General features: G+C 45.5%; 24 protein-coding genes and 1 pseudogene. 24 read left to right on the forward strand and 1 reads right to left on the reverse strand.

Translation table 11 applies throughout. The features are described 5' to 3' along the window. Positions 1-103: 103 nt before the first annotated feature. The 15 genes and pseudogenes from GX348_00280 (at position 104) to raiA (ending at position 9962) form a co-directional block, all read left to right on the forward strand. Complete coding sequence (locus tag GX348_00280; GenBank protein ID NLP40635.1) at positions 104-493, forward strand: flagellar protein FlaG; 390 nt, start codon at positions 104-106, stop codon at positions 491-493. A 23-nt stretch (positions 494-516) separates the two neighbouring features. Continuing rightward, positions 517-2064 carry a flagellar filament capping protein FliD gene (gene fliD, locus GX348_00285; protein ID NLP40636.1) on the forward strand — a complete coding sequence of 516 codons (1548 nt, stop codon included), beginning with the start codon at positions 517-519 and terminating at the stop codon, positions 2062-2064. Positions 2065-2094: 30 nt separating this feature from the next. Further along, positions 2095-2487 carry a flagellar export chaperone FliS gene (fliS, locus tag GX348_00290; GenBank protein NLP40637.1) on the forward strand — a complete coding sequence of 131 codons (393 nt, stop codon included), beginning with the start codon at positions 2095-2097 and terminating at the stop codon, positions 2485-2487. Then, positions 2488-2808 carry a hypothetical protein gene (locus GX348_00295; GenBank protein NLP40638.1) on the forward strand — a complete coding sequence of 107 codons (321 nt, stop codon included), beginning with the start codon at positions 2488-2490 and terminating at the stop codon, positions 2806-2808. Between the two features lie 15 nt (positions 2809-2823). Then, positions 2824-3432, forward strand: coding sequence for a flagellar filament capping protein FliD (fliD, locus tag GX348_00300; protein ID NLP40639.1), 609 nt, complete (start codon positions 2824-2826; stop codon positions 3430-3432). A gap of 132 nt (positions 3433-3564) precedes the next feature. Beyond that, entirely contained in the window at positions 3565-3870 is a 306-nt protein-coding gene (locus GX348_00305; protein ID NLP40640.1) for a hypothetical protein, read from the forward strand. Positions 3871-4068: 198 nt separating this feature from the next. Further along, positions 4069-4463: pseudogene (locus GX348_00310) on the forward strand (Uma2 family endonuclease). 32 nt (positions 4464-4495) lie between these two features. Beyond that, on the forward strand, positions 4496-4900 hold the full coding sequence (locus GX348_00315; GenBank protein NLP40641.1) for a PaaI family thioesterase: 405 nt from the start codon (positions 4496-4498) through the stop codon (positions 4898-4900). Positions 4901-5232: 332 nt separating this feature from the next. Further along, positions 5233-5562, forward strand: a complete 330-nt coding sequence (locus GX348_00320; protein NLP40642.1) for a zinc-binding protein — start codon at positions 5233-5235, stop codon at positions 5560-5562. A 127-nt stretch (positions 5563-5689) separates the two neighbouring features. Further along, positions 5690-6469 (forward strand): basic amino acid ABC transporter substrate-binding protein, encoded by a 780-nt coding sequence (locus tag GX348_00325; GenBank protein ID NLP40643.1) that lies wholly within the window; start codon positions 5690-5692, stop codon positions 6467-6469. A 155-nt stretch (positions 6470-6624) separates the two neighbouring features. Then, positions 6625-7395, forward strand: coding sequence for a basic amino acid ABC transporter substrate-binding protein (locus GX348_00330; protein ID NLP40644.1), 771 nt, complete (start codon positions 6625-6627; stop codon positions 7393-7395). 134 nt (positions 7396-7529) lie between these two features. After that, the gene (locus tag GX348_00335; protein ID NLP40645.1) at positions 7530-8195 is read left to right on the forward strand and encodes an amino acid ABC transporter permease; all 666 of its coding nucleotides are present in this window, start codon (positions 7530-7532) and stop codon (positions 8193-8195) included. Next, entirely contained in the window at positions 8182-8901 is a 720-nt protein-coding gene (locus tag GX348_00340; protein ID NLP40646.1) for an amino acid ABC transporter ATP-binding protein, read from the forward strand. Before GX348_00335 ends, GX348_00340 begins: the two co-directional genes overlap by 14 nt. Positions 8902-9029: 128 nt before the next feature. Further along, positions 9030-9227, forward strand: a complete 198-nt coding sequence (locus GX348_00345; GenBank protein ID NLP40647.1) for a cold-shock protein — start codon at positions 9030-9032, stop codon at positions 9225-9227. Between the two features lie 201 nt (positions 9228-9428). Next, positions 9429-9962, forward strand: coding sequence for a ribosome-associated translation inhibitor RaiA (gene raiA, locus GX348_00350; protein ID NLP40648.1), 534 nt, complete (start codon positions 9429-9431; stop codon positions 9960-9962). Positions 9963-10011: 49 nt separating this feature from the next. On the opposite strand, the gene GX348_00355 is transcribed toward raiA, so the two are convergent. Beyond that, entirely contained in the window at positions 10012-10215 is a 204-nt protein-coding gene (locus GX348_00355) for a hypothetical protein (protein NLP40649.1), read from the reverse strand. A gap of 442 nt (positions 10216-10657) precedes the next feature. Between GX348_00355 and secA the strand changes: the two genes are divergently transcribed. The 9 genes from secA to GX348_00400 all read left to right on the forward strand — a co-directional run bounded on the left by secA (position 10658) and on the right by GX348_00400 (position 22160). Continuing rightward, a complete protein-coding gene (secA, locus tag GX348_00360) occupies positions 10658-13171 on the forward strand; it encodes a preprotein translocase subunit SecA (GenBank protein NLP40650.1) in 2514 nt (837 codons plus the stop codon). A 251-nt stretch (positions 13172-13422) separates the two neighbouring features. Further along, positions 13423-14424 carry a peptide chain release factor 2 gene (locus tag GX348_00365; GenBank protein NLP40651.1) on the forward strand — a complete coding sequence of 334 codons (1002 nt, stop codon included), beginning with the start codon at positions 13423-13425 and terminating at the stop codon, positions 14422-14424. 18 nt (positions 14425-14442) lie between these two features. Beyond that, the gene (locus GX348_00370; protein NLP40652.1) at positions 14443-15135 is read left to right on the forward strand and encodes a DUF2993 domain-containing protein; all 693 of its coding nucleotides are present in this window, start codon (positions 14443-14445) and stop codon (positions 15133-15135) included. A gap of 339 nt (positions 15136-15474) precedes the next feature. Beyond that, positions 15475-17532 carry a hypothetical protein gene (locus tag GX348_00375; protein ID NLP40653.1) on the forward strand — a complete coding sequence of 686 codons (2058 nt, stop codon included), beginning with the start codon at positions 15475-15477 and terminating at the stop codon, positions 17530-17532. After that, a complete protein-coding gene (gene csaB, locus GX348_00380; protein NLP40654.1) occupies positions 17525-18625 on the forward strand; it encodes a polysaccharide pyruvyl transferase CsaB in 1101 nt (366 codons plus the stop codon). Before GX348_00375 ends, csaB begins: the two co-directional genes overlap by 8 nt. A gap of 5 nt (positions 18626-18630) precedes the next feature. Continuing rightward, complete coding sequence (locus GX348_00385) at positions 18631-19470, forward strand: YitT family protein (protein NLP40655.1); 840 nt, start codon at positions 18631-18633, stop codon at positions 19468-19470. Positions 19471-19528: 58 nt separating this feature from the next. Next, positions 19529-20362, forward strand: a complete 834-nt coding sequence (locus GX348_00390) for a transketolase (GenBank protein ID NLP40656.1) — start codon at positions 19529-19531, stop codon at positions 20360-20362. An 18-nt stretch (positions 20363-20380) separates the two neighbouring features. Then, positions 20381-21316 (forward strand): transketolase family protein, encoded by a 936-nt coding sequence (locus tag GX348_00395; protein NLP40657.1) that lies wholly within the window; start codon positions 20381-20383, stop codon positions 21314-21316. A gap of 106 nt (positions 21317-21422) precedes the next feature. Then, positions 21423-22160 (forward strand): peptidase M50, encoded by a 738-nt coding sequence (locus tag GX348_00400; protein NLP40658.1) that lies wholly within the window; start codon positions 21423-21425, stop codon positions 22158-22160. Positions 22161-22197 lie beyond the last annotated feature (37 nt).

Raw genomic sequence — 22197 nt, forward strand, 5'->3', positions numbered from 1 at the left:
CTGACTGACAAAGAAATTTGTCAGTTTTTTTATTTTAGGTCTAAAGAACTAGGCAATTTCTTTCGATAACATATATGAGAATGTTTATATTGAGGTGTTGGACATGGAAGTCAGCGCGTTGAAGCAGATAAGCACTCAGCAAAATTATAATTCTGTCAGCAGCAGTCAAATGGGACAGGCCGATGCTGCCAACAAGGCAGTGGAACAAAGCAACCCAGAACAGGGAAGTTCGGCGGAAAAAGCTAAGTTCGACTTAAACAAACCGCTTAGTGAGAGAGAGCTTAGCGAGCTAACATATGAGATGAACAAGTTTCTTGAGATGGTTAACTCTGATATTCAATTTTCGGTACATGAAAAAACCAATCGTCTCATTGTTCGGGTAGTTGATACAAGAGACAATAAGGTGTTGAAGGAATTTCCACCGCATGAAATGCTGGATACCATTGCCAAGATAAGAGATTATGTTGGTTTATTATTAGATAAAAAGGTGTAGTTGATAATGGGGAGTGATTCTAAATGGTGATGCGTACCTATGGCCTAAGTGGCTCGGGCATTGACGTCGACCAAATGGTCAAGGATTTAATGAAGGCTCGTCGGGCTAGTTATGATAAAGTTTGGCAGCAGAAGACCCAGCTTGAGTGGAAGAAGAAGGACTATAACACGATATATACGCTGACGCAGGACCTACGGAACAATACAATTTTTGACTTTCGAAAGTCAGCCAGTCTCCAGCCCAAGCAGGTGACATCAACAAATGATGCTGTAGTTTCAGCGACAGCAAATGCCGATGCGGCTAATGTTTCTCATTCGATTATTGTAGAGCAGTTAGCAGATGGTGTAAAACTGTCAAGTACCGGTTCAATAACTACCGGAACATCAAAAGATACGCTCGTTAATCAGTTTGGTTATAATGCGGCTGATAATACTGAGCTGAATTTTGTAGTAAACGGCAAAAATGTCAATATCACTATTACGGACCAAACTACAATATATGACGTAGTAAGCGGCTTAAACAATGCAGGCGCGGATATAAAAGCTAACTATGACGCCACCCTTGACCGTTTCTACATATACAGCAACAAGACTGGGGAATCGGCTAAAGTTGATTTTACCGGAAGTAATAGTGACGCTCTTGAGTTTATTACTGATAAGCTTAAGATAAACCCTAATTCTGATGGTGATCTTGTTTTTACTGGCAAAAATGCAATAGTCGAAATTGATGGAGTAAAGCTGGAGAGAGAGTCAAACAGCTTTCAAGTTTCAGGAGTATCTTATAATCTTAAGGCAGAAAGCTATAAAGATCCAAACACTGGTGTAAGAACGGCTACCACCATTAATATTAATGCCGACATTGAAAAAACAATTGCAAACGTAAAAGCATTTGTCGATACCTACAATACATACATGTCGGCCTTAAATACCGAACTAAACGAAACCAAATACCGCGACTTTATGCCGCTTACCGATGCTCAGAAGGCCGATATGAAAGAAGCTGATATTAAGGCCTGGGAAGAAAAAGCCAAGAGCGGCATGCTGCGGCGGGATTCGCTGCTTTCGGAGATTGTATCTTCTGCCCGTCTCAATTTTACTAATCCTATTGAGGGATTGACCGGAAAGTACAAAACAGCGTCGTCTATCGGCATAAATACCGGTTCGTATGTTGATGAAGACGGAAAATTGACCAGTGATGCAAGTAACGGCGGGAAGTTATACGTTGATGAGACTAAGCTGAGAAAAGCCCTTGAGGAAGATCCGGAAATTGTAGCAAAAATTTTTGGTAATAGCGGTGATACTGCTGCTAAACAAGGCATAGCCAATCGGTTGTATGATCAGCTAAATAACTCGATGAAAAAAATTAAGGATACTGCCGGTTATCCCAATGCAACTGATACAACCAGTAGTTTAGCGAAACAGCTTGAAGACTATGATGATCGTCTTTATGCTATGAATGATCGCTTAACGCAGATTGAAAACCGCTACTATAAGCAGTTTGATGCTATGGAAGCGGCCCTTAATAGAATGAATCAGCAGAGTATGTGGCTCTTGCAGCAGTTTAGCAGTTAAAAAGTTTAGTTTTTAGGGAGGAATATATAGATGAATGCGAACACTACAGCGAATGCTTATAAGAATCAACAGATAATGACTGCTTCTCCGGAAAACTTAACTTTAATGTTATATAACGGGGCGATTCGTTTTGTTAATGAAAGTATAAAGGCGCTTGAGCTGGGCGATAAGGAAAAGTCTCATAGCGCTAATTTGCGGGCCCAGGATATTGTCCGTGAGTTTATGTGTACGCTCGATATGAAGATTGAAATGTCTAAAACTTGGCTGGCTCTTTACGACTATATTGAGCACTGCCTTATTCAAGGCAATATTAAGAAGGATATTCAGCAGCTTAGTGAAGCTAAGAATATGCTTACCGAAATGCGAGATACATGGGTCGAAGCTATGAAACTGGTGCGATCTAATCGGGCGGTGGCGAGGTAAGTGGCAAAAAGGCTCTGGAATGAATATTTGTTCCTCACCCGTGAGATGGCCAAGTTTTTGGATAAGCAGGACTATGACCTATTTTTTGAAATAATGCGGCAGCGAGAAAGTTTGCAGCAGAAAATTGACGAATGCACCGACGATTATAAGAAAACGCCGGAAGGCCGGGAAGTTCTGACTAGCATTCGTGCTCAAAACCAAGTAATAATGCAAAAGCTCCGGCTGTTCTTAAATCAAGCTAAGCAGCAGCAGTCGGTATCACAGGCCTATGACATTGGTGGCTCCAGGCCGGTAGGTGTCCGGTTTGACAGGCAAAGCTGAGAAGGTGAATAGTTTATGACAGGAATAACCTCGCTTGGTACAACTTCATTGCTTCAGTTTTATGCCCGTTCTGCTGGTATAACTAATTATAGCGCCAGTTCTTACTCTGTTCAGGACAATGCTAAGCTACAGCAAGTGAATAAACAGATTACTGGTCTAAATGGGGCGGCACAGGAGCTGCAAACTAGCTTGAAGGCTTTTTCGAAAAGTGGTTTACTGAGTAGATTGCTTAAGGATGAGGCTGACAGTTCCAGTTTTCAGGTACTGGCGCGTGACGCCGTTGATAAGCTGGTTAAAGCTTATAACAAATTTGATGATATCATTAAATCGTCAACCTATATTACCGGTGAAGGCGCTAAACTGCTCGATCAAGTGCGGGAGTTATTAAACGGTAAAGATTCGGATGATTTTCGTAAGCTAGGATTGAGTTTGGATAAACACACGGGCAAATTGAAATTAGACGATAAGAAACTGTTGGCTGCGCTGCAAGACGATACTTCAACTGCTAAAAAACTGATTTTTGGCGATAAACATCTGGCGCCTATGCTCGACGAGATTGTGAAGTCGGTACTGGGTAAGCAAGCTGGCTACTATTTTAATAAGCCTTTTGTGGTTAACGTCTGATTGCTACGAAAGTAAATAGAAATCTTGTTGAAATCAAAATTTGAGATCGGTGCGCTGCGCTCGCGGTGACAAAAAGGCATAACCTGGCCTACCTTTCATAAAATATACCAAATATATTTTATGAGGTAGGCCATGATTATTTCTAAGTATAGTGGTAATGTTGTTGGTTACTTGGATTATTATGCAGGTATTGAGAAGCGTGTTAGTGCTGTTGCTAGGACTGCTCGCTCGCAAAGGGTAAGGCGTGATGGTGGATGGCCTGATATGCTAGTGGGTGAATATGTTCGATTTTGCCGCGCTCAGGGAAGCGCTGTGAAGTTTATTAAACGGACTGGGATAAGTAAGCCGAAGTCGTGTGCTCACATCGGTATTTATGACTGCTGCGGGGTTTATCGGCGTTATTATGGGATTGGCCGGTTATTGGATATAAGAATATAAAAGTATTATGGCGATTACACACCGCACCCCGTCACCCCTCTCAAGAGGGGATTTTTTTGGACCGTATGTAACCCCTCTATCCTTTGCGCCTTTTGCGTTTTTTCGGTTATAGAATTGGGGCTTTCATTGCATTTTTATTTAGTAAATCTTATAATTACTTTAAAGTAGCTTCATTACGGAGGGGAGGAAATGGACGACATGATTAAAGAGACCAATTTGGCTTATGACTTAATTCCAGCTAAGAAGACTTATACATATGATGGCTATGTTAAGCTGCCGGAAGGTACGCTTTGTCAATTGATTGGCGGGGAATTTATTATGACACCGGCGCCAGGGAAAACCCATCAGATATTGTCGAAATCCTTTCACCCTCAAATGCCTATTACGATCTGCGCGAAAAGTTCCGCACGTATGAGAAATACGGTGTGAAAGAATATTGGATAGTCGATCCCGAAGAAAAAAGTGTCGAAGTATTTGTATTAACTGAAGGGAAATATTGCTTAGCGGCCAGGGTTGAGCAGCAGGGGGTAGTTACTTCTGCGCTGCTCAGCGGTTTTGTCGTTGAAGTTGAAAAGATATTCGCTGGAATCTAGGAGGTTTTTAGTTGTCATCATCGCAGTTTTCAATGAAGAAAGAGTATTTACTTGAAATATACGACCGCAACCCGTTTGTACAGTTCTTAGAGATGAAGATTGCTGATTTGAAAGAAGGTTATTCTGAGCTTATCATGCCGGTTGACACCGAGAAGCACACCAATCTCTATAATTTAGCGCATGGCGGGGCATTGGCATCGCTGGCTGATACCGCAATGGGGATTGCTTGCGCAACTATCGGCAACAAGGTCGTTACTTTAGATATGAATATGAACTTTATCAAGGGCGCTAAGCCTCAAATGGGTCTTAAAGGTGTGGGCAAGGTGATACATACCGGCAGAACTACTATGGTTGCCGAGGCCGATATAATCGATGAAGACGGTAATTTAATCCTCAAGGCACGTGGGACTTTTTTTGTTATTGGAAAGTTTGAATAGGTAAAAGCCTAAAAATCTTTTTTTCCTTGCATTTTTCTGGTATGGCTTCTATAATTTAAGCTAAGAACCAATTTGCTTAGGTCTGTGGTTGAAAATCGATGCCAGTCGCAGGCGAAACGATCCACGTAAGAAGCCCAAAGTAGGCTTTGAGCATGGTGCGGCTTAGAAGTAAGCCCTGCCGGGCAGTTGTATAAAATAATTAGTAGTCCGAGAGGAGTAGTAGTGAGGGGTTAGGTCCTAGTAGCAAACCTCCCAGCAGGCGAGTGTGGGGTCAAAGACCAGGTCGGCTAAGCAAGGGTTTTTAATCTGCATAAGGTGAGGGGATTTCTTTAATGGCTTTCCAGGACAAAACTCTGAAATGCAAAGAGTGCGGGAAAGATTTCGTTTTCACCGTAGGTGAACAGCAATTTTATGCTGAGAAGGGATTCGAAAACGAACCTGCACGCTGCCGCGAATGTCGCGATATTAGACGCCGGAATCGTGAGGGCGGCGAGGGTCGTACAGCGCAGCGCGAAATGCATGAAGCGGTATGCGCTCAATGCGGCGTGGTGACTCAAGTACCTTTTAAACCGCGAAATGATCGTCCTATCTTTTGCCGTGATTGTTTTAATGCTCGTCGGGAACAAGAAGAAGCACAAGCTCAAACAGCTGCAGATAATTAGTTTCTTGACTAGGAACAACGCCCGGGTTAAACCGGGCTTATTTATTTTATAAAAAGACTTGATTATTTATACGGACTAGTTGTATAATTATAAACGTAAATTATACAAACACGAGGGGGTTATCTGATTGTCTAAAAAGATTATTGCACTTATCGTTTTAGGAATGTTTGTAATGGCATTGGGATTGGCAGGCTGCGGCTCGGAAAAGTCAGCTGCGCCGGAGAAGAAGGTTATCAGAGTTGGTTCTGAGACGGCATTTGCTCCGTTTGAGTTCCAAGATGAAAAGACTAAAGAATACACTGGTTTTGATATGGATTTGATCAGAGCGATCGGCAAGCAAATGGGTTATGAGGTAGAAATCGTAAGCATGGGCTTTGATGGTCTGATTCCGGCACTTGAGGCTGGCAATATCGACGTTATTGCTTCGGGTATGACAATCACTGAAGAACGGGCTAAGAAAGTTAACTTCTCCAATCCTTACTATAAATCGGGTCTGACCATTGTTGTTAAGAGCGACAATAATACCATTAAGAGCTTTAAAGACCTGGAAGGCAAAAATATTGCCGTACAAATCGGTACAACCGGCGCTAGAGAAGCTAGCAAGGTTAAAAATGCTAAAGTCCGCGAATTCAACAATCCGCCTGAGGCTTTTATGGAACTTAAAGCTGGCGGCGTAGACGCTGTAATCAATGACAAACCCGTTAACGATTACTTCATCGCTCAGTCTGGCAGCAAAGACGCTAAGGTTGTCGGTGAGCCGCTGACTTCGGAAGATTATGGTTTAGCTACTTCCAAGAAAAATGCTGAGCTTGGCGAGAAAATCAACAAAGCTTTGGATGAGCTCAAGAAGAACGGCGAATATGAAAAAATCTACGTAAAATGGTTCGGGGTTAAACCGGCAAACTAAGACTAATACTGAAAACTGCAGTAAAAGTGAGCAAAGAGTGCTATGTTATGTCATAGCACTCTTTTTTATTGGATTGGCCGAAATTGTCGAGGTTGCTGAGTATGTAAAAAGCTGTATAATTATTTATGTAAACTTAAATCATAGGAGGTTTTACAGTGTCTAAAAAGACAATAGCACTGCTAGTTTTGGCCTTTTTTGTCCTGACTTTAGGCTTGGCTGGCTGCAGTAAACAGGAAACGCCGGCTCAGTCCAAAGTTTTAAGAGTAGGAGCTGAGGCTACTTTCCCGCCGTTTGAATTCCAAGATGAAAAAACTAAAGAATATACCGGTTTTGACATTGATCTTGCCAAGGCTGTCGGTAAGCAAATGGGTTATCAGGTTGAAATTCAGAACATGGGCTTCGACGGACTGATTCCGGCGCTGCAAACCGGTTCGATTGACATGGTTGCATCAGCGATGAGCATTACTGATGAGCGGTCCCAGAAGGTTAATTTTTCTCAGCCTTACTATAAATCCGGATTGTCGATTGTTGTTAAGAAAGACAACACTACAATAAACAGCTTTAAAGATCTGGAAGGCAAACGCATTGCCGTGCAAATTGGCACGACATCGGCTAAAGAAGCTCAAAAAATAAAAAATGCGCAAGTTCGTGAGTTCAACAGCAACTCCGAGGCTTACATGGAACTTGTAAACGGCGGTGCTGACGCTGTTGTAAACGATCTTCCTGTTAACCAATACTATTTAGCTCAAACCGACGGCAAGGACGCTAAGCTGGTTGGTGAGGTTGCCAATGCCGAAGATTACGGCTTGGCTGTCGCTAAGAATAATAAAGAACTTGCCGACAAAGTCAACAAGGCTTTAGATGAGCTCAAGAAGAACGGCGAGTATGATAAGATTTATCAAAAATGGTTTGGCAATAAGAAGTAAGCTTAATTGAGGCGCGATTACAGATCGCGCCTTTACCAGTTTTCATGCCTTGACACTATGAAAATCTATGCATATAATTTGTATATGTATTAATATACATCATTAGTTACTAAATATTTTTAAGGGTGGAAAACATGAGTTTTGATTTTGATCTAATAGTCCGATCGCTCCCCTTGCTTCTAATGGGGGCGGGAATTACCATTCAAATTACGGCAATTAGCGTTGGTATTGGTCTTTTGATTGGTATGTTTATTGGTATCGCAAGATTGTCGTCGAATATTATCATTAAGTCAATAGCTGCAATTTATGTTGACTTTATCCGCGGAACACCGCTGTTGGTGCAAATTTTTATTATTTATTTTGCCCTGCCGCTTATTTCGGGGCAGCGGATTGACCCGTTTATTGCGGCTATTACCGCTTGCGGTATTAACAGCGGCGCTTATGTAGCCGAAATTTTCCGGGCTGGCATTCAGTCTATCGACAAGGGGCAGATGGAGGCCGGTCGTTCCCTGGGAATGTCTTGGTTGCAGACTATGCGGTTTATTATTCTGCCGCAGGCTTTCAAGCGGATTATTCCACCGCTAGGCAATGAATTTATTGCCATGCTGAAAGATTCATCCTTAGTTTCGGTAATCGGTTTCGAAGAGCTGACCCGCCGCGGACAGCTAATAATTGCCCGGACGTACGGTTCGTTTGAAATATGGATGACAGTTGCGGTAATTTACCTGGTTATGACGCTGACTATTTCCCGCTTGGTAGCTTATCTGGAGCGGAGGTATAAAATCGATGATAGAAATTAAAAATGTTCATAAAAAGTTTGGTAAGCTGCATGTTTTAAAGGGCATTAATGCTCATATTAAAGAAAAAGAAGTGGTCGTTATTATCGGGCCTAGCGGTTCCGGTAAAAGTACGCTGCTGCGCTGTATGAATTATCTGGAAGAACCGACCGAAGGTGAAATTATTGTAGACGGAATCTCGCTGACGAGTGAGTCCAATATCAATAAGGTGCGTGAAGAAGTCGGCATGGTGTTCCAGCGATTTAATTTGTTTCCGCATATGTCGGTACTTGAAAACATCATGCTGGCTCCTATAAAGGTCCGTAAGATGCCAAAGGCTGACGCTGAGAAGATAGCAATGGATCTTCTTGCCAAGGTTGGACTAACTGATAAGGCCAATGCTTATCCTGAGCAATTGTCCGGCGGACAGCAGCAGCGGGTGGCGATTGCCCGCGCTTTGGCCATGAAGCCTAAGGTTATGTTGTTTGATGAGCCGACTTCAGCTCTCGATCCTGAGATGATTAACGAGGTGCTTGATGTCATGAAGGCGTTGGCAAAAGAAGGTATGACCATGGCTGTTGTTACCCACGAAATGGGCTTTGCCCGTGAAGTAGGCGACAGAGTTATCTTTATGGACGAAGGCCGGATTGTTGAAGAAGGTTCGCCGGATGCCATTTTTAGTTCAGCTAAGGAAGAACGGACCAAAGCCTTTTTATCGAAAATTCTCTAATGTAAAAAATTAACAGCCAAAGACGCCGTATTACGTTGACAGTTATACCCAGAAGTGGTATACTTAGATTCGTGGTCATTAAAAATAGTAGTATGACCTGTAGTTTTATTTTAGGAGGAATTTTCAGGATGATTGGTAAAGTTAAATGGTTCAGCGCTGAAAAGGGTTATGGATTTATCGAAAGAGAAGACGGTGGCGACGTATTCGTTCACTTCTCAGCTATCCAAGAAGACGGCTTCAAAACTTTAGTTGAAGGTCAAGAAGTTAACTTCGACATCGTTGAAGGCGCTCGTGGACCTCAAGCAGCTAACGTAACTAAAGCATAATAATGTTAAAAATAAACCCGGCTAATTAGCCGGGTTTTTTGATAGCCTTGTACTGTAAAACAAGTGACCAAATAAGTAAAATTCTTACATAAAGTGTTTATTTTTGTGAAAATTTCATAAATAAACTTTAATTTTGTACAGGAATTATTTTCTTTATGGAGAATAATAATAAATAGAACAGCTGAAGGGGGATGTGCAGTTATGGCTATAACAGTTAGAGGAAAAAACATTGACATCACACCAGCATTAAAAGACTATGTAGAAAAGCGTGTCGGCAAGGTCACTAAGTATTTCGACTCGCTTGGCGAAATCACCGTTCTCCTCACCGTTGAGAAAGGCAGTCACATTGTCGAGGTAACAGTACCGGTTAATGGTATGTTGCTTAGAGGTGAAGAATCAACCACTGATATGTACACCTCAATCGACCTGGTAATTGAGAAACTTGAAAGGCAAATTGAGAAATATAAAACTAAGTTAGCGCGCAAGCTGCGCAGTGGTTTCATTAAAGGCGAGCCGGCGCCAAGCGTCGGTATGACGGCAGACGAGAACGATGATTTTAAAATCGTCAAAACCAAGCGCTTTGCTGTCAAGCCGATGGATGTTCAAGAAGCCGTTATGCAAATGAATCTTATCAATCACGACTTTTACGTTTTCACCAATGCTGAGACCGAAGACGTCAATGTGGTCTATCGTCGTAAGGATGGAAACTACGGCTTGATTGAGCCGGAGTTCTAGAGAAGATAAAAATATCCGGAGCCTGCTTATTGGCTCCGGATATTTTTATCTATCTTCCGAACTTTCGCATCAGTAATATTTCGGCCATTGTGTCGTTTTCGAGCTGACTGGCTTTGTGGGCAAATTCCTGACGGGTGAAATAGCCTTTTTCGATTAAAAGCTCAATGAGTACGGCAATGGCCATGGTATTCTTGCAATCGACTTCTTTCATATCAGCTATTTGGCCGACAATATCCAGCATATCGAGTTTCATAGGTCCTCCCCAAGATAGTTTTATTTATTAACAAGTATTGCCAATTTAGCTGAAAGACATTCGCCCGTAAATCAATTCTAGCTATTTATTATTCCCGCGCGCGAAAAAAATAACAAGTTTTTAACACTTTTGTAAGCAAAAAAAATCGGGACATACTAAGCTGTGAACAATCTGAGATCGCCACGTCACTGGCTCCCCGTACATTGAAGTGGAGAATAACTGCGTCAGCACATGGTCAGATAGAAAAGTAGTCGATCCCATAAGCGGTGCGATGACATTTAGGGGGGGCGCTAGCTAGATTGACGTTGAACGTCCGCACTGTCATTGCGAACGGAGCGCAGCGGCGTGTGGCAATCTTTGACTTTAAGTCCGTAGTCTGATAAAATTTTAAGATAGGCTTATCATTGGGCTAATAGTGCCAACAGCAAGGAGCTGATGATTGTTGTTTAAATTTCTTAAAAAACTTTTTGGTGATGATAATGAAAAAGAAATAAAACGCATGATGAAACACGTCGAGCGAATTAATGCTCTCGAACCGGAAATGCAGGGTATGAGCGATTCGTCGCTGACCGCTAAGACCAGGGAATTTAAACTGCGTCTGGAAAAGGGTGAAACGCTTGATGATATTTTGCCGGAGGCCTTCGCAGTAGTACGTGAAGGTTCCCGTCGGGTATTAGGTATGCGTCATTTTGATGTTCAGATGTTGGGCGGCATAACGCTGCACGAAGGTAATATCGCTGAGATGCGAACTGGTGAAGGTAAGACGCTTGTTGCAACTCTGCCGGTTTATCTTAATGCCCTGACAGGCAAAGGCGTCCATGTTATTACCGTCAATGACTATCTGGCCCGCCGCGACAGCGAATGGATGGGGAAATTATACCGGTTTTTAGGGTTATCGGTTGGACTAATTGTTCATGGCCTGGATTTTGCTGAACGCAAAATGGCTTATGCCGCTGATGTAACTTATGGTACCAATAACGAGTTCGGTTTTGACTATCTGCGCGACAATATGGTTATTTATGCCGACCAAATGGTACAGCGCGAGCTTAATTACGCTATTGTCGACGAGGTTGACAGCATTTTGATTGACGAAGCCCGTACACCGCTCATCATTTCCGGACCAGGGGAAAAGTCAACCGATCTCTATTATGTTTTGTCCAAGGTTGTAGCAAAGTTTAAAGAAGGCGAAGACTATACCATTGATGAAAAGGCCCATACTGTGGCGCCGACTGAGCATGGTATTGCTAAGGCCGAGCAAGCGCTTGGCGTAAAGAATCTTTATGAGCATGAAAATATTGAGCTGTCGCATCACTTCACGCAAGCCTTGAAAGCCAAGGGATTGATGCAACGTGATCGTGATTATGTGGTAAAAGACGGCGAAGTTGTTATCGTTGACGAGTTTACCGGTCGTCTAATGTTCGGCCGCCGCTACTCCGATGGTCTTCATCAGGCCATCGAGGCTAAAGAAGGCGTAAAAATTGAGCGCGAAAGCCAAACACTGGCCTCAATTACTTTCCAGAACTACTTCCGCATGTACTCCAAGCTGGCTGGCATGACAGGTACGGCCAAGACCGAGGAGCAGGAATTCCGTAAGATTTATCGTCTTGAAGTTATTGTTATTCCGACCAACAAGCAAGTTCAGCGGATTGACAATCCTGATGTAATTTTGAAAACCAAGAAAGCTAAATATAAGGCTGTTGTTAAAGATATTGTTGAACGCCATGCTAAAGGCCAGCCGCTGCTGGTCGGTACTACCTCTATCGTCCAGTCGGAAGAATTAAGTGCAGCGCTTAAACGTGCGGGTATTCCCCATAATGTCCTCAATGCGAAATTCCATGAGATGGAGGCCGAGATTGTAGCCGGTGCCGGACAGATGGGGGCAGTAACCATTGCCACCAATATGGCCGGCCGGGGTACTGACATTGTCTTGGGCGAAGGCGTAGCCGAACTGGGTGGTCTTCATATTATCGGCACTGAGCGGCATGAGAGCCGCCGAATTGACAACCAGCTGCGCGGCCGGAGCGGTCGTCAGGGCGACCCTGGTTCAACCCGCTTCTACCTATCGCTTGAAGATGATTTGATGCGGCTATTCGGTTCAGACAATATTGCCAGTATTATGGATAAGCTGGGAATGGACGAAGATGAGCCGATTGAGCACAAACTGGTAACCCGCTCAATCGAACAGGCCCAGAAAAAGGTCGAGGCCCGCAACTTTGATATCCGGAAACATGTTTTAGAGTTTGACGATGTTATGAACCAACAGCGTGAGGTTATATACGGCCAGCGTCGACAAATCCTCATGGGTGAGAACATGCGGGAAAACATTTTCCACATGATCGGAAAAATTCTTGACCGCGCCATGGAGCTTTACGCTGATGAAAAGCTCTATCCTGAAGAATGGGATTATAGCGGTCTGATTGAATACTGCGAAGACTTCTTTGCACCGGAAGGCATGCTCAATAAAGAGGAGTTGGAAAAACTCAGCCGTGATGAACTCCGCGAGGCGCTCGCCAAGGCGGCTGAAGAGGCCTATAACAGCCGCGAGGCGCTGTTTGGGGCCGATAATATGCGGGAACTTGAGAAGGTTGTTATGCTCAAGGTTGTCGATGCGAAGTGGATGGAGCATCTTGATGCAATGGATATGCTGCGCGAGGGCATTGGGCTTAGAGCCTATGGCCAGCGTGATCCGCTGATTGAGTATAAAATCGAAGCCTATGATATGTTCCAGCAGATGATCGATAATATCCAAGAAGATATTGTAAAATATATCTTCAGGGTAAATATTGTGACCCAGCCGGAAGATCGGCTGCAGCAGGCTCAAGCTTCGCATGGCGAGGAAGAGGCTCAGCAGAAAGCCCATCAGCCGATTGTCAATAAGGACCACATCGGCCGCAATGAAGAATGCCCGTGCGGTTCTGGCAAAAAGTACAAGAAATGCTGCGGGAAGAATAAATAGAGATAAATAGCTAAAGGAACGAGATCGCCGCGGGGCTATGTCCCTTGCGATGACAGCTTCGCAGGATAGAGCCAACTCAATTGTCATTGCGAGCGAAGCGCGGCAATCTCAAATCTTTATAATACATGTACATGCAGTTTTGGAGGGAAATAGTTTGTTATTAGAAGATTTACGCCCTGATATTGTGAGACTGGAGCAGAAATTAGAAGAAATCAGGGTTTCTCTTTGACTTAGCCGTTAAAGAAGAAAAGATTGCTGATTTAGAAAATCAAATGGCCGCCCCGGGGTTCTGGGATAACCCGGACGAGGCGCAGAAGATTTCCCAAGAGGTTACGGCGCTCAAGGATAGCGTAGACCGTTACCGCAGTATTAGTGAACGCTATGACGATATGGCTGTTCTGTGCCAATTGGGCATGGATGAGAATGATGAAAGCGTTTATTCCGAGGTAAAAGCCGCGTTTGAGGAAATTAACCGAGATATCGAACATCTTGAACTCGAACTTATGCTGTCAGGCGAATATGATGCCAATCCGGCAATTTTGACGCTCCATGCCGGAGCCGGCGGCACCGAAGCTCAAGATTGGTGCCAGATGCTGCTTAGGATGTATGTGCGTTGGGCTGAGAAAAGCAATTTTACGGTTGAGACGATGGACTTTCTGGCCGGTGATGAGGCCGGTGTAAAAAGCGCGACCATCAGGATTGTCGGCCACAACGCTTATGGCTATCTTAAAGCTGAGAAAGGCGTGCACCGTCTTGTCCGGATTTCACCATTCGACGCCAGCGGCCGCCGTCATACTTCGTTTGCCGCTGTCGATGTAATGCCGGAAATTGATGACACTGTAGAAATAAATATTAATATGGCCGATGTCAAGGTCGATACCTACCGGGCTAGCGGCGCGGGCGGTCAGCATATTAATAAGACTGATTCGGCGGTGCGGATGACGCATATGCCGACTGGGCTTGTGGTTCAATGTCAAAGCGAGCGGTCGCAGATTCAAAATCGTGAACAATGCTTGCGCTTTTTGCGGGCCAAGCTGTTTGAACTCGAGCGTCGGAAACAAGAACAGGTACTAAATGACATTGGCGGCGAATACCATGCTATTGAGTGGGGCAGTCAGATTCGCTCGTATGTGTTCCACCCATATAATATGGTTAAGGACCACCGGACAAATGCCGAGACCGGCAATGTTCAGGCCGTAATGGACGGCGGAATTGATATGTTCATTGAGGCTTATCTAAAAAACGGTTTATAGCCTGAGGAGGCTTAACTTATGCCGAAACGGTTGTTGTATCTAGTTGCCGTTATTCTGGCGTTGGCAGTAGCAACCCAATTTATGCTGCCGGCACTTATTTCGGAAATAGTAGCTCAAGGAATGGTCAATCAGACCGGGAGCGATGATGTAAGCGCTGATGTCGATAAGTGGCCTGCCCTGCTGATGCTGGGCGGCAGTTTTGATAAGATAAACCTGTCGGCTGCTAATGCCCGGACTGACAAAATTACTTTCAGCGAGCTTACGGCCACCTTAAATGATGTTCAGCTTGATATGGGCACATTGTTTAATAAACGGCTGATTGCCATGAAATCGGTAGGCGACGTTAAGGTTGCCGCAGTTATTTCGGAGGCCGAGCTAGCGCGCTATCTCAATCAGTCAGTAAAAGGCGTCAAGAACGCTGTAGTCAGAATTACCCCGGAAAAGGTTCAGGCAACCAGCGCGCTGTCATTTGGCAGCTTTGCAACCGTTACCGTGACGATTGAGGGTAAAATTGCGGTCGACAGTCACAGAATAAAATTTGTTACTGAGCGGTTTCTGCTCAATGACTCGCCGGTAGGCAGTATCGGCGGAATGGCCATTACCGAGATACCGCTGGTTGAAAACAACAAACTCCCCTTTAATGTCAGTGTGCGCGACATAGTTTCTGAAAACGGACGCATAGTAATTCACGCCGACAATAAGCCAAAATAAATAACCTTAATTAAACTAGGCTGCTTCCCTAAAACATGAAATGCCGTCTCTCCCTCGCACGACACTACCCTGTAATTACTCGTATGTCATTGCGAGCGGAGCGCGGCAATCGCTTTTTAGGGGGTTTTTTTGTTTTGAAAGCTGAATTTTTGCAGGATTTAGCACAGTTTGGCAGAATAAGATAAATTTGCGCTCAGGAATGCGGCTTAATGTTTAAAATTTCCAATTACGCAGATACTAACCAAGATTATTGTGTCTCGATGTCTCTGTATTTTTGTAGCGCAGCATTGCGATGCGCTATTATTGGCAATACTATTTCTGTATAAGGTGGAGAGATTGTTGAAAGACTTTAAATATAACCGGGTGCTGATAATACTGATTATAATCGGTCTGTTAGCTGCGCTTACCGTAGGCTGGCAGCGTCATGTGACCGAGCAGAATAACTCCCGGGTTGAAATGGTAATGGATTATGAAGACATCGTTGAATTGGCGCAAATCGAGGGTGTACCTGTACACTCGCTTATGCAGCAGTTCAAAGATGCTGGCATTACCTCGCTTGCTGTTTACGAGACGACACTGGAAAAGCTCAATAAAAGCGGTAAAGTGTTTGCTGTGTCAGGGGCACAAATCATTCAGCAGTACCAAACGGGAGTTTTGGCTGATCCGGTTTGGCGCAGTTTGATTGAGCGCGGGCAGGTTGTAGCTGAAGATGTCTATATTGTTGGGCAGAACCAACAAGTTTTTGCTGAGGTACATAGCGATTTAGTGCGCCGCCTAAGTCCCGAGCGAGTGACAGTTGTCGCCGGAACAGAGCAGCCGGTTTTAGCCGTCAAAGCCAATTATGAGAAAGTTGTTGAATGGAATTTGGGCATGCCGACCGATGAAATGAAAGAAGTTGTCGGTCAGGGCTTTTATGTCGTTGCGAGGCCCTCAAATTACACTAAAGTTAGGGCTGAAGATGTTGAAGCTGTGTTTCAGCGCCTTGATGCGGTCGATAATGTTTCAGGTATTATGTTTGTCGGCGATGAAGTGCTCGGCTATCCCGGCCAAATGCCGCTGGTAGCTCAAAAAATCAAGGAACGTCAACTAACCCTGCACATGATTGAACATCCGTTGCAGTTGCAATTTTTAAAGCAGGAGGGGCTTATCCCCTTAGCGACGGCGGTTAATTATCAAACAGCCCGTGTATACGTCATATCCAAAGATGAACAGCGTAAGCTTAAGGCCGATGTGGCCATTCAACGCTGGGCTCTGACCGACCAGGAACGCAATGTCCGCGTTAACCTGCTGCGTAAATATGACAAACCTGAACCTGGAAAAACACTTATTGAAACCAATATCGACTATGTGGAAGGGGTTAAGGCAGCGCTGCTGGATAAGGGCTTTACTATCGGTCGTGCGGGAACTTTTGCCCCGATTTTCCCCAACCCTTTCTTGCTTGCTCTAATGCTGATCGGAGCGACCTCAGCCGGAGTGTTGTTCTTGACCTTGGTTCATCCGTTTCCCAGGCGTTATCAGTATATATTGTTAGCTATTATTGCTTCTATTTTGATTTTTCCGGTACTTACGGGGTCCGGGACTTTGGTACGGCAGGCAGCAGCAATGGTCAGCGCAATCGTTTTTCCGGTTCTGGCCATGACTTATGTTATTGATAGATGGCGTAAAACACCGCCTAGCCAGGGCGCAAGTCTTATGCGCATTATCCTGGACGGCGGTAAGTGGTTAGTGATAACCACGCTGCTAGCAATCGTCGGTGGTTTTTATGTCGGCGCACTGCTCGGTGATATACGCTTCTTGACTGAATTGGAGATTTATCGTGGCGTAAAACTTACTTTTGTGGCGCCGCTCATATTGATATCCTTTGTTTATTTGTCCCGCTACAATTTGTTTGATGCTGACAGTACCGAAACTCCCAAGAGTATTTGGCAGCAGCTGACCCAGCTACTTAATTATCCTATCTATGTCAAAACTTTACTGGTAGTGGCTGTTGCTGCTGTGGGCGCTTGGATTTTTATCGGTCGTTCCGGGCATACTGCCGGTGTGCCGGTTCCCGGGATCGAGATTAAACTGCGGGCTTGGCTGGAGCGTTTGATGTATGCCCGGCCGCGGTCAAAAGAATTTATGATCGGTCATCCCGCCTTCTTCTTAATGATTATGGCGTTTTATCGGCAATGGCCGCGGGCGCTGCACTATATACTTGTCGTTGTAGCGACGATTGGCCAGGGATCGTTGGTAGAAACCTTTGCCCATACCCGCACTCCCATCTACATGTCGTTTATTCGCGGCATTGACGGAGTGGCTGTAGGAATTGTGGTTGGTGTAATTGCCATAATTGGCGTTCAGATCCTTCATTATCTGTCGTTCCTATTAGGAAGGAGAACTGCCGGCAATGAGTGATATCGTTATTTCGGGGTACTACGGTTTTGCCAATGCCGGTGATGAAGCCATGTTGGCCGCAATGATCGAAGTGCTGACCGATCTTGAGCCAAATGTAAAAATAACCGTTATTTCGGGCAACCCGGATGATACGCGCGAGCGGCACGGGGTTAAAGCCGTATACCGGCTTAACTATCCGGAAATTATTCGGGCGCTGTCCAAGAGCGATTTGCTGATAAGCGGCGGCGGAAGTTTGCTGCAGGATGTTACCAGTGACCGCAGTTTGTATTATTACTTAAGTATTATGATGCTGGCCAAGAAACTAGGGAAAAAGGTTATGCTGTATGCCCAGGGAATTGGGCCGGTGCGTGGCGCTCTGGCGCGCGGTGCCATGAGCTATATCGGCAATATGGTAGATTTAATTACCGTCCGGGATGAAGGATCTCGCGATGAGCTTAAACGACTCAAGGTTACTAAACCGCCGGTGTATGTAACGGCCGACCCGGTTGTTGCTATGCATCCTGTTGACCGGCAGATCGGGCGGGCAATCTTAAGTAAAAACGGTGTTGAAGGCGGGGCTCCGCTCATCGGCATTTCTGTTCGGGAGTGGAAAGACTGGAGCCACTATAAAAATGCTGTGGCACAGGTTTCTGACCAAATAATCGACGAATTTGGCGCCCGGGTCGTGTTTCTTCCCATGCAATGGCCTGAGGATTATACGGCTGCCAAAAAGATAGCCAGCCGCACTAAGCGGCCAGCAACAGTGCTGCCCGATAAATACACGACCAGCGAACTGCTTTCGCTCATCGGCAATTTTGACATGCTGATCAGTATTCGCCTGCATGCGTTGATTTTTGCTTCTGTTATGCATGTGCCAATGATTGGTTTGTCTTATGATCCCAAGATCGACCGCTTTTTGGAGACAATCGGCGAGCGGCATGCGGGAACGCTTAAAACCGTTACGGTTGACGGATTGATGACGAAGGTTCGGGCCATGTGGCCGGAAATAAACCGTCCTAATAAAGCGCGTGAGGAGAAGATAAAATCTCTGCGCAAAAAAGCCTGTTATAATGCTGAACTTGCTCTGGAATTAATCAATAAATCCCGGGGGTGAGGGCGCTGCCAACATGGGTTCGCAACTACTTAGGGGTACTATTGGGCGTAGTTATTGAAGCTATCGCCCTCAATATGTTTTTGATACCTAACAAGATTGCTGCCGGCGGTGTTAGCGGTCTGGCCACTGTACTTTACTATTTATTCAACTGGCCGGTCGGCGTTATTATGCTGCTTTTCAATATTCCCCTGTTTATTATCGGCATCAAGGTCCTGGGCGCAAGATATGGCATTAATACATTGTTTGGGGCGGTTGCCTTATCGCTTGCTATCGATTGGACGGCACCTTATACTCCGGTATTGACGCAGGACCTGCTGCTTAGTTCGCTGTACGGCGGGGTACTGGGCGGTATCGGGATGGGGCTGATCTTCCGCTTCAAGGGGAATACTGCTGGAACGGCCTTGGCCGCTGCAATCATTAATAAATTATCCGGCATCAGTGTCGGACAGTCGCTGCTAATCGCGGATTTCTTTGTAATTGCGTTTTCCGGCATTGCCTTTAAGAGCGCGGAACTAGCGCTTTACGGTCTAATTTCGCTCTATGTTACATCATTAATTATCGATATTGTTCAGGAAGGCCCAAGCGCTGCGAAAGCTTTTTGGATTATGACCGACAAGCCGGCTGAGATTTCTCAGGCCATCATCGAGGATTTAGGCCGGGGTGTGACATTATTTCAAGGAAAAGGCGGCTATACCGGTCAAGCCCGCGATATGCTGTTTTGTGTCGTCGAGACGGGTGAATTTACCCGGCTTAAGGATGTTATTAAGCAAAAAGATCCTAATGCTTTTGTAATTGTAACTGATGCTCATGAAGTACTGGGTGAAGGTTTTACCCTGATTAGATAAAGGTGACTGGTAACAACTTAATTTATATAGCTAATTTAGTTTAGGAGGTTGAATACATATGGCTGAAAAGCTAACTGCTGAAAAAATAGCTGAGCTTGAAAAACGGGCAAAGGCTATAAGGCGCAATATAGTTGCGGCCGTTACCGAGGCAAAATCGGGCCATCCGGGCGGATCACTGTCGGCCGCCGATATTCTTTCTGTGCTGTACTTTGCGGAAATGAAGGTTGATCCGCACAAACCCGATGATGTGGACCGCGACCGTTTTGTGTTGTCGAAAGGCCACGCTGCACCCGTTTTATATGGCGCGCTGGCAGAAAAGGGTTTTTTCCCGCACAATGAACTTCTGACGCTGCGCAAGATTGACAGCCGTCTGCAAGGTCATCCCAGCATGAAATCATTGCCGGGCATTGATATGTCTACGGGTTCACTGGGGCAAGGCCTAAGCGCCGCCGCCGGCATGGCGTTGGCCGGACGTCTTGACGGACGCGATTATCGCGTATTTGCCCTGTTGGGTGACGGTGAGCTCGAGGAAGGCATGGTTTGGGAAGCCGCTATGTTCGCTGCTCATTACAAGCTGGACAATCTTACTGCTTTTGTCGACTACAACGGGCTGCAGATCGACGGTCCGATAGCAGAGGTAATGTCGCCGCTGCCTATTCCTGAGAAGTGGGAGGCATTTGGCTGGAATGTCCTTCAAATTGACGGTCATGATATTGCTGCCATCTACGATGCTATCCAAACGGCCAAAACTGTTAAAGGCAAGCCGACCATGATTGTAGCCCGCACTGTTAAAGGCAAGGGCGTATGCGAGATGGAAAACGTTGTTGACTGGCATGGTAAGGCGCCAAGCAGCGAGGAATGCAAAAAGTTCCTCAGCCAGCTTGAAGATTAAGGAAGGCGGGTGTTTGTAATGGGTAAAGCAACACGTGAAGCTTATGGTGAAGCCCTTCGCGAGATGGGGCTGGAAAATAAAGATATCGTTGTATTAGATGCTGACTTGTCGAAATCGACAAAGACCAATGTTTTTGGCAAGGCCTTTCCTGATAGACATTTTAATGTTGGGATTGCCGAGCAAAACTTGATGGGCGTGGCGGCCGGACTTGCGGCTGCCGGCAAAATTCCTTTCGTATCGACCTTCGCCATGTTTGCAGCCGGTCGGGCTTTTGAGCAAATCCGCAACTCGATTTGCTATCCGAAACTCAATGTCAAGGTGGCTGCAACTCACGCCGGTCTGACTGTTGGCGAAGATGGCGCATCACACCAAGCTATTGAGGATATTTCGCTAATGCGCAGTATCCCCAATATGACAGTAATCGTTCCGGCTGATGCCATGGAGACTCGCTATGCGGTCGCATGGGCTGCCAAACATCACGGACCGGTTTATTTACGACTGGGCCGGATGGCGGTGCCAGACGTGTTCGGCGACGGCTACGAGTTTGAAATGGGCAAAGCGGTAGAACTGGCTAACGGTACCGATGTAACTATCATGGCTACTGGCGTAATGGTATCGCCGGCGCGGCGGGCGGCCGACGAGCTTACGGCTTCCGGCTATAGCGCTCGGGTGCTCAACATCCACACCATTAAACCGATTGACAAAGAGGCTGTTATTAAAGCCGCCCAAGATACCGGCGCTGTAGTAACCTGCGAGGAACACAGCATTATCGGCGGTCTGGGCAGCGCTGTTGCCGAAGTGCTTGTTGAAAATATGCCGGTACCCATGGAACGGGTCGGCGTTCTTGATACCTTCGGCGAATCTGGTACACCGGATGTACTGCTGGAAAAATACAACCTTACGGTAACCGATATTGTCAAAGCTGCTAAACGGGTAATCAGCCGTAAACGGTAAAAGGTAATTAAAATGACTCTCGCGTGCATATGCATGTAGAGAGTCATTTTTGCTTTAACTGGAGATTAGAATTTAGGGTAATATTATTACTTACCGTAAAGGGGGGATATATGTGCGGCAGGTTATAACGATAGGTGGGAAGATAATCCGGCGGGCGGCTGTTGCTGTGATGGGACTGGTCGCGTTGGTTAATTTTGGCCCGGCCGGGGCCATTGCCATATCAATGCTGGTTTCATTGGCGGTATATGCTGTGGCGTTTGGTTTTAAGTTTGCCTTGGGCTTTGTCTTGCTGCTGCTGTGTCATGAATTGGGCCATGTCATAGCCTCACGGGCTGTTGGCATGAAGACTCAAGGGCCGATTTTTGTGCCGTTCATCGGCGCAGCCTTAGCCTTAAAAGATGCCCCGGTCAACGCTCGCATGGAGGCCAATATTGCCATTGGGGGACCGGCGCTTGGCACACTGAGCGCGCTTATCTGCCTGACTTGTTATCTGTGGACGGACAGCATGCTGCTATTAGTGCTGTCTTATACCGCCTGTCTGCTCAATCTCTTCAATCTCATCCCCTGTGATCCGCTTGACGGCGGAAAGATTGCCGGGGCAATTTCCCCGCATATGTGGTGGGTGGGGACAATTGCGATTGGTTTGATGTTTATCTATACTCATAATTTATTTATATTGCTCATCTTTTTTGTATCACTGTTTAGGCTGTGGCGCGGTGATTATAACGACAAGGTTTACTATGACCTGACGCTAAGGCAGCGGCTGACCATGTTTTGGTGGTATGTCGGTTTGCTGTTAGTGCTTGGGGTGGCTACGCTGTATATTGCTGAGACGATACGGTGATACTTCGACAAGCTTACTGAAAAGTTTTATCATTTAG

Source organism: Veillonellaceae bacterium (genome assembly GCA_012523975.1).
Lineage (GTDB): Bacteria > Bacillota > Negativicutes > JAAYSF01 > JAAYSF01 > JAAYSF01.

What these genes read in the sequence shown, in the direction of transcription:
- GX348_00280 (NLP40635.1), top strand. Translation starts at nt 104, where the DNA reads ATGGAAGTCAGCGCGTTGAAGCAGATAAGCACTCAGCAAAATTATAAT.
- fliD (NLP40639.1), top strand. Translation starts at nt 2,824, where the DNA reads ATGACAGGAATAACCTCGCTTGGTACAACTTCATTGCTTCAGTTTTAT.
- GX348_00355 (NLP40649.1), bottom strand. Translation starts at nt 10,215, where the DNA reads ATGAAACTCGATATGCTGGATATTGTCGGCCAAATAGCTGATATGAAA.
- GX348_00335 (NLP40645.1), top strand. Translation starts at nt 7,530, where the DNA reads ATGAGTTTTGATTTTGATCTAATAGTCCGATCGCTCCCCTTGCTTCTA.
- GX348_00305 (NLP40640.1), top strand. Translation starts at nt 3,565, where the DNA reads ATGATTATTTCTAAGTATAGTGGTAATGTTGTTGGTTACTTGGATTAT.
- GX348_00370 (NLP40652.1), top strand. Translation starts at nt 14,443, where the DNA reads ATGCCGAAACGGTTGTTGTATCTAGTTGCCGTTATTCTGGCGTTGGCA.
- GX348_00345 (NLP40647.1), top strand. Translation starts at nt 9,030, where the DNA reads ATGATTGGTAAAGTTAAATGGTTCAGCGCTGAAAAGGGTTATGGATTT.
- fliS (NLP40637.1), top strand. Translation starts at nt 2,095, where the DNA reads ATGAATGCGAACACTACAGCGAATGCTTATAAGAATCAACAGATAATG.
- raiA (NLP40648.1), top strand. Translation starts at nt 9,429, where the DNA reads ATGGCTATAACAGTTAGAGGAAAAAACATTGACATCACACCAGCATTA.
- GX348_00340 (NLP40646.1), top strand. Translation starts at nt 8,182, where the DNA reads ATGATAGAAATTAAAAATGTTCATAAAAAGTTTGGTAAGCTGCATGTT.
- GX348_00395 (NLP40657.1), top strand. Translation starts at nt 20,381, where the DNA reads ATGGGTAAAGCAACACGTGAAGCTTATGGTGAAGCCCTTCGCGAGATG.
- GX348_00320 (NLP40642.1), top strand. Translation starts at nt 5,233, where the DNA reads ATGGCTTTCCAGGACAAAACTCTGAAATGCAAAGAGTGCGGGAAAGAT.
- GX348_00390 (NLP40656.1), top strand. Translation starts at nt 19,529, where the DNA reads ATGGCTGAAAAGCTAACTGCTGAAAAAATAGCTGAGCTTGAAAAACGG.
- fliD (NLP40636.1), top strand. Translation starts at nt 517, where the DNA reads ATGGTGATGCGTACCTATGGCCTAAGTGGCTCGGGCATTGACGTCGAC.
- GX348_00315 (NLP40641.1), top strand. Translation starts at nt 4,496, where the DNA reads ATGAAGAAAGAGTATTTACTTGAAATATACGACCGCAACCCGTTTGTA.
- csaB (NLP40654.1), top strand. Translation starts at nt 17,525, where the DNA reads ATGAGTGATATCGTTATTTCGGGGTACTACGGTTTTGCCAATGCCGGT.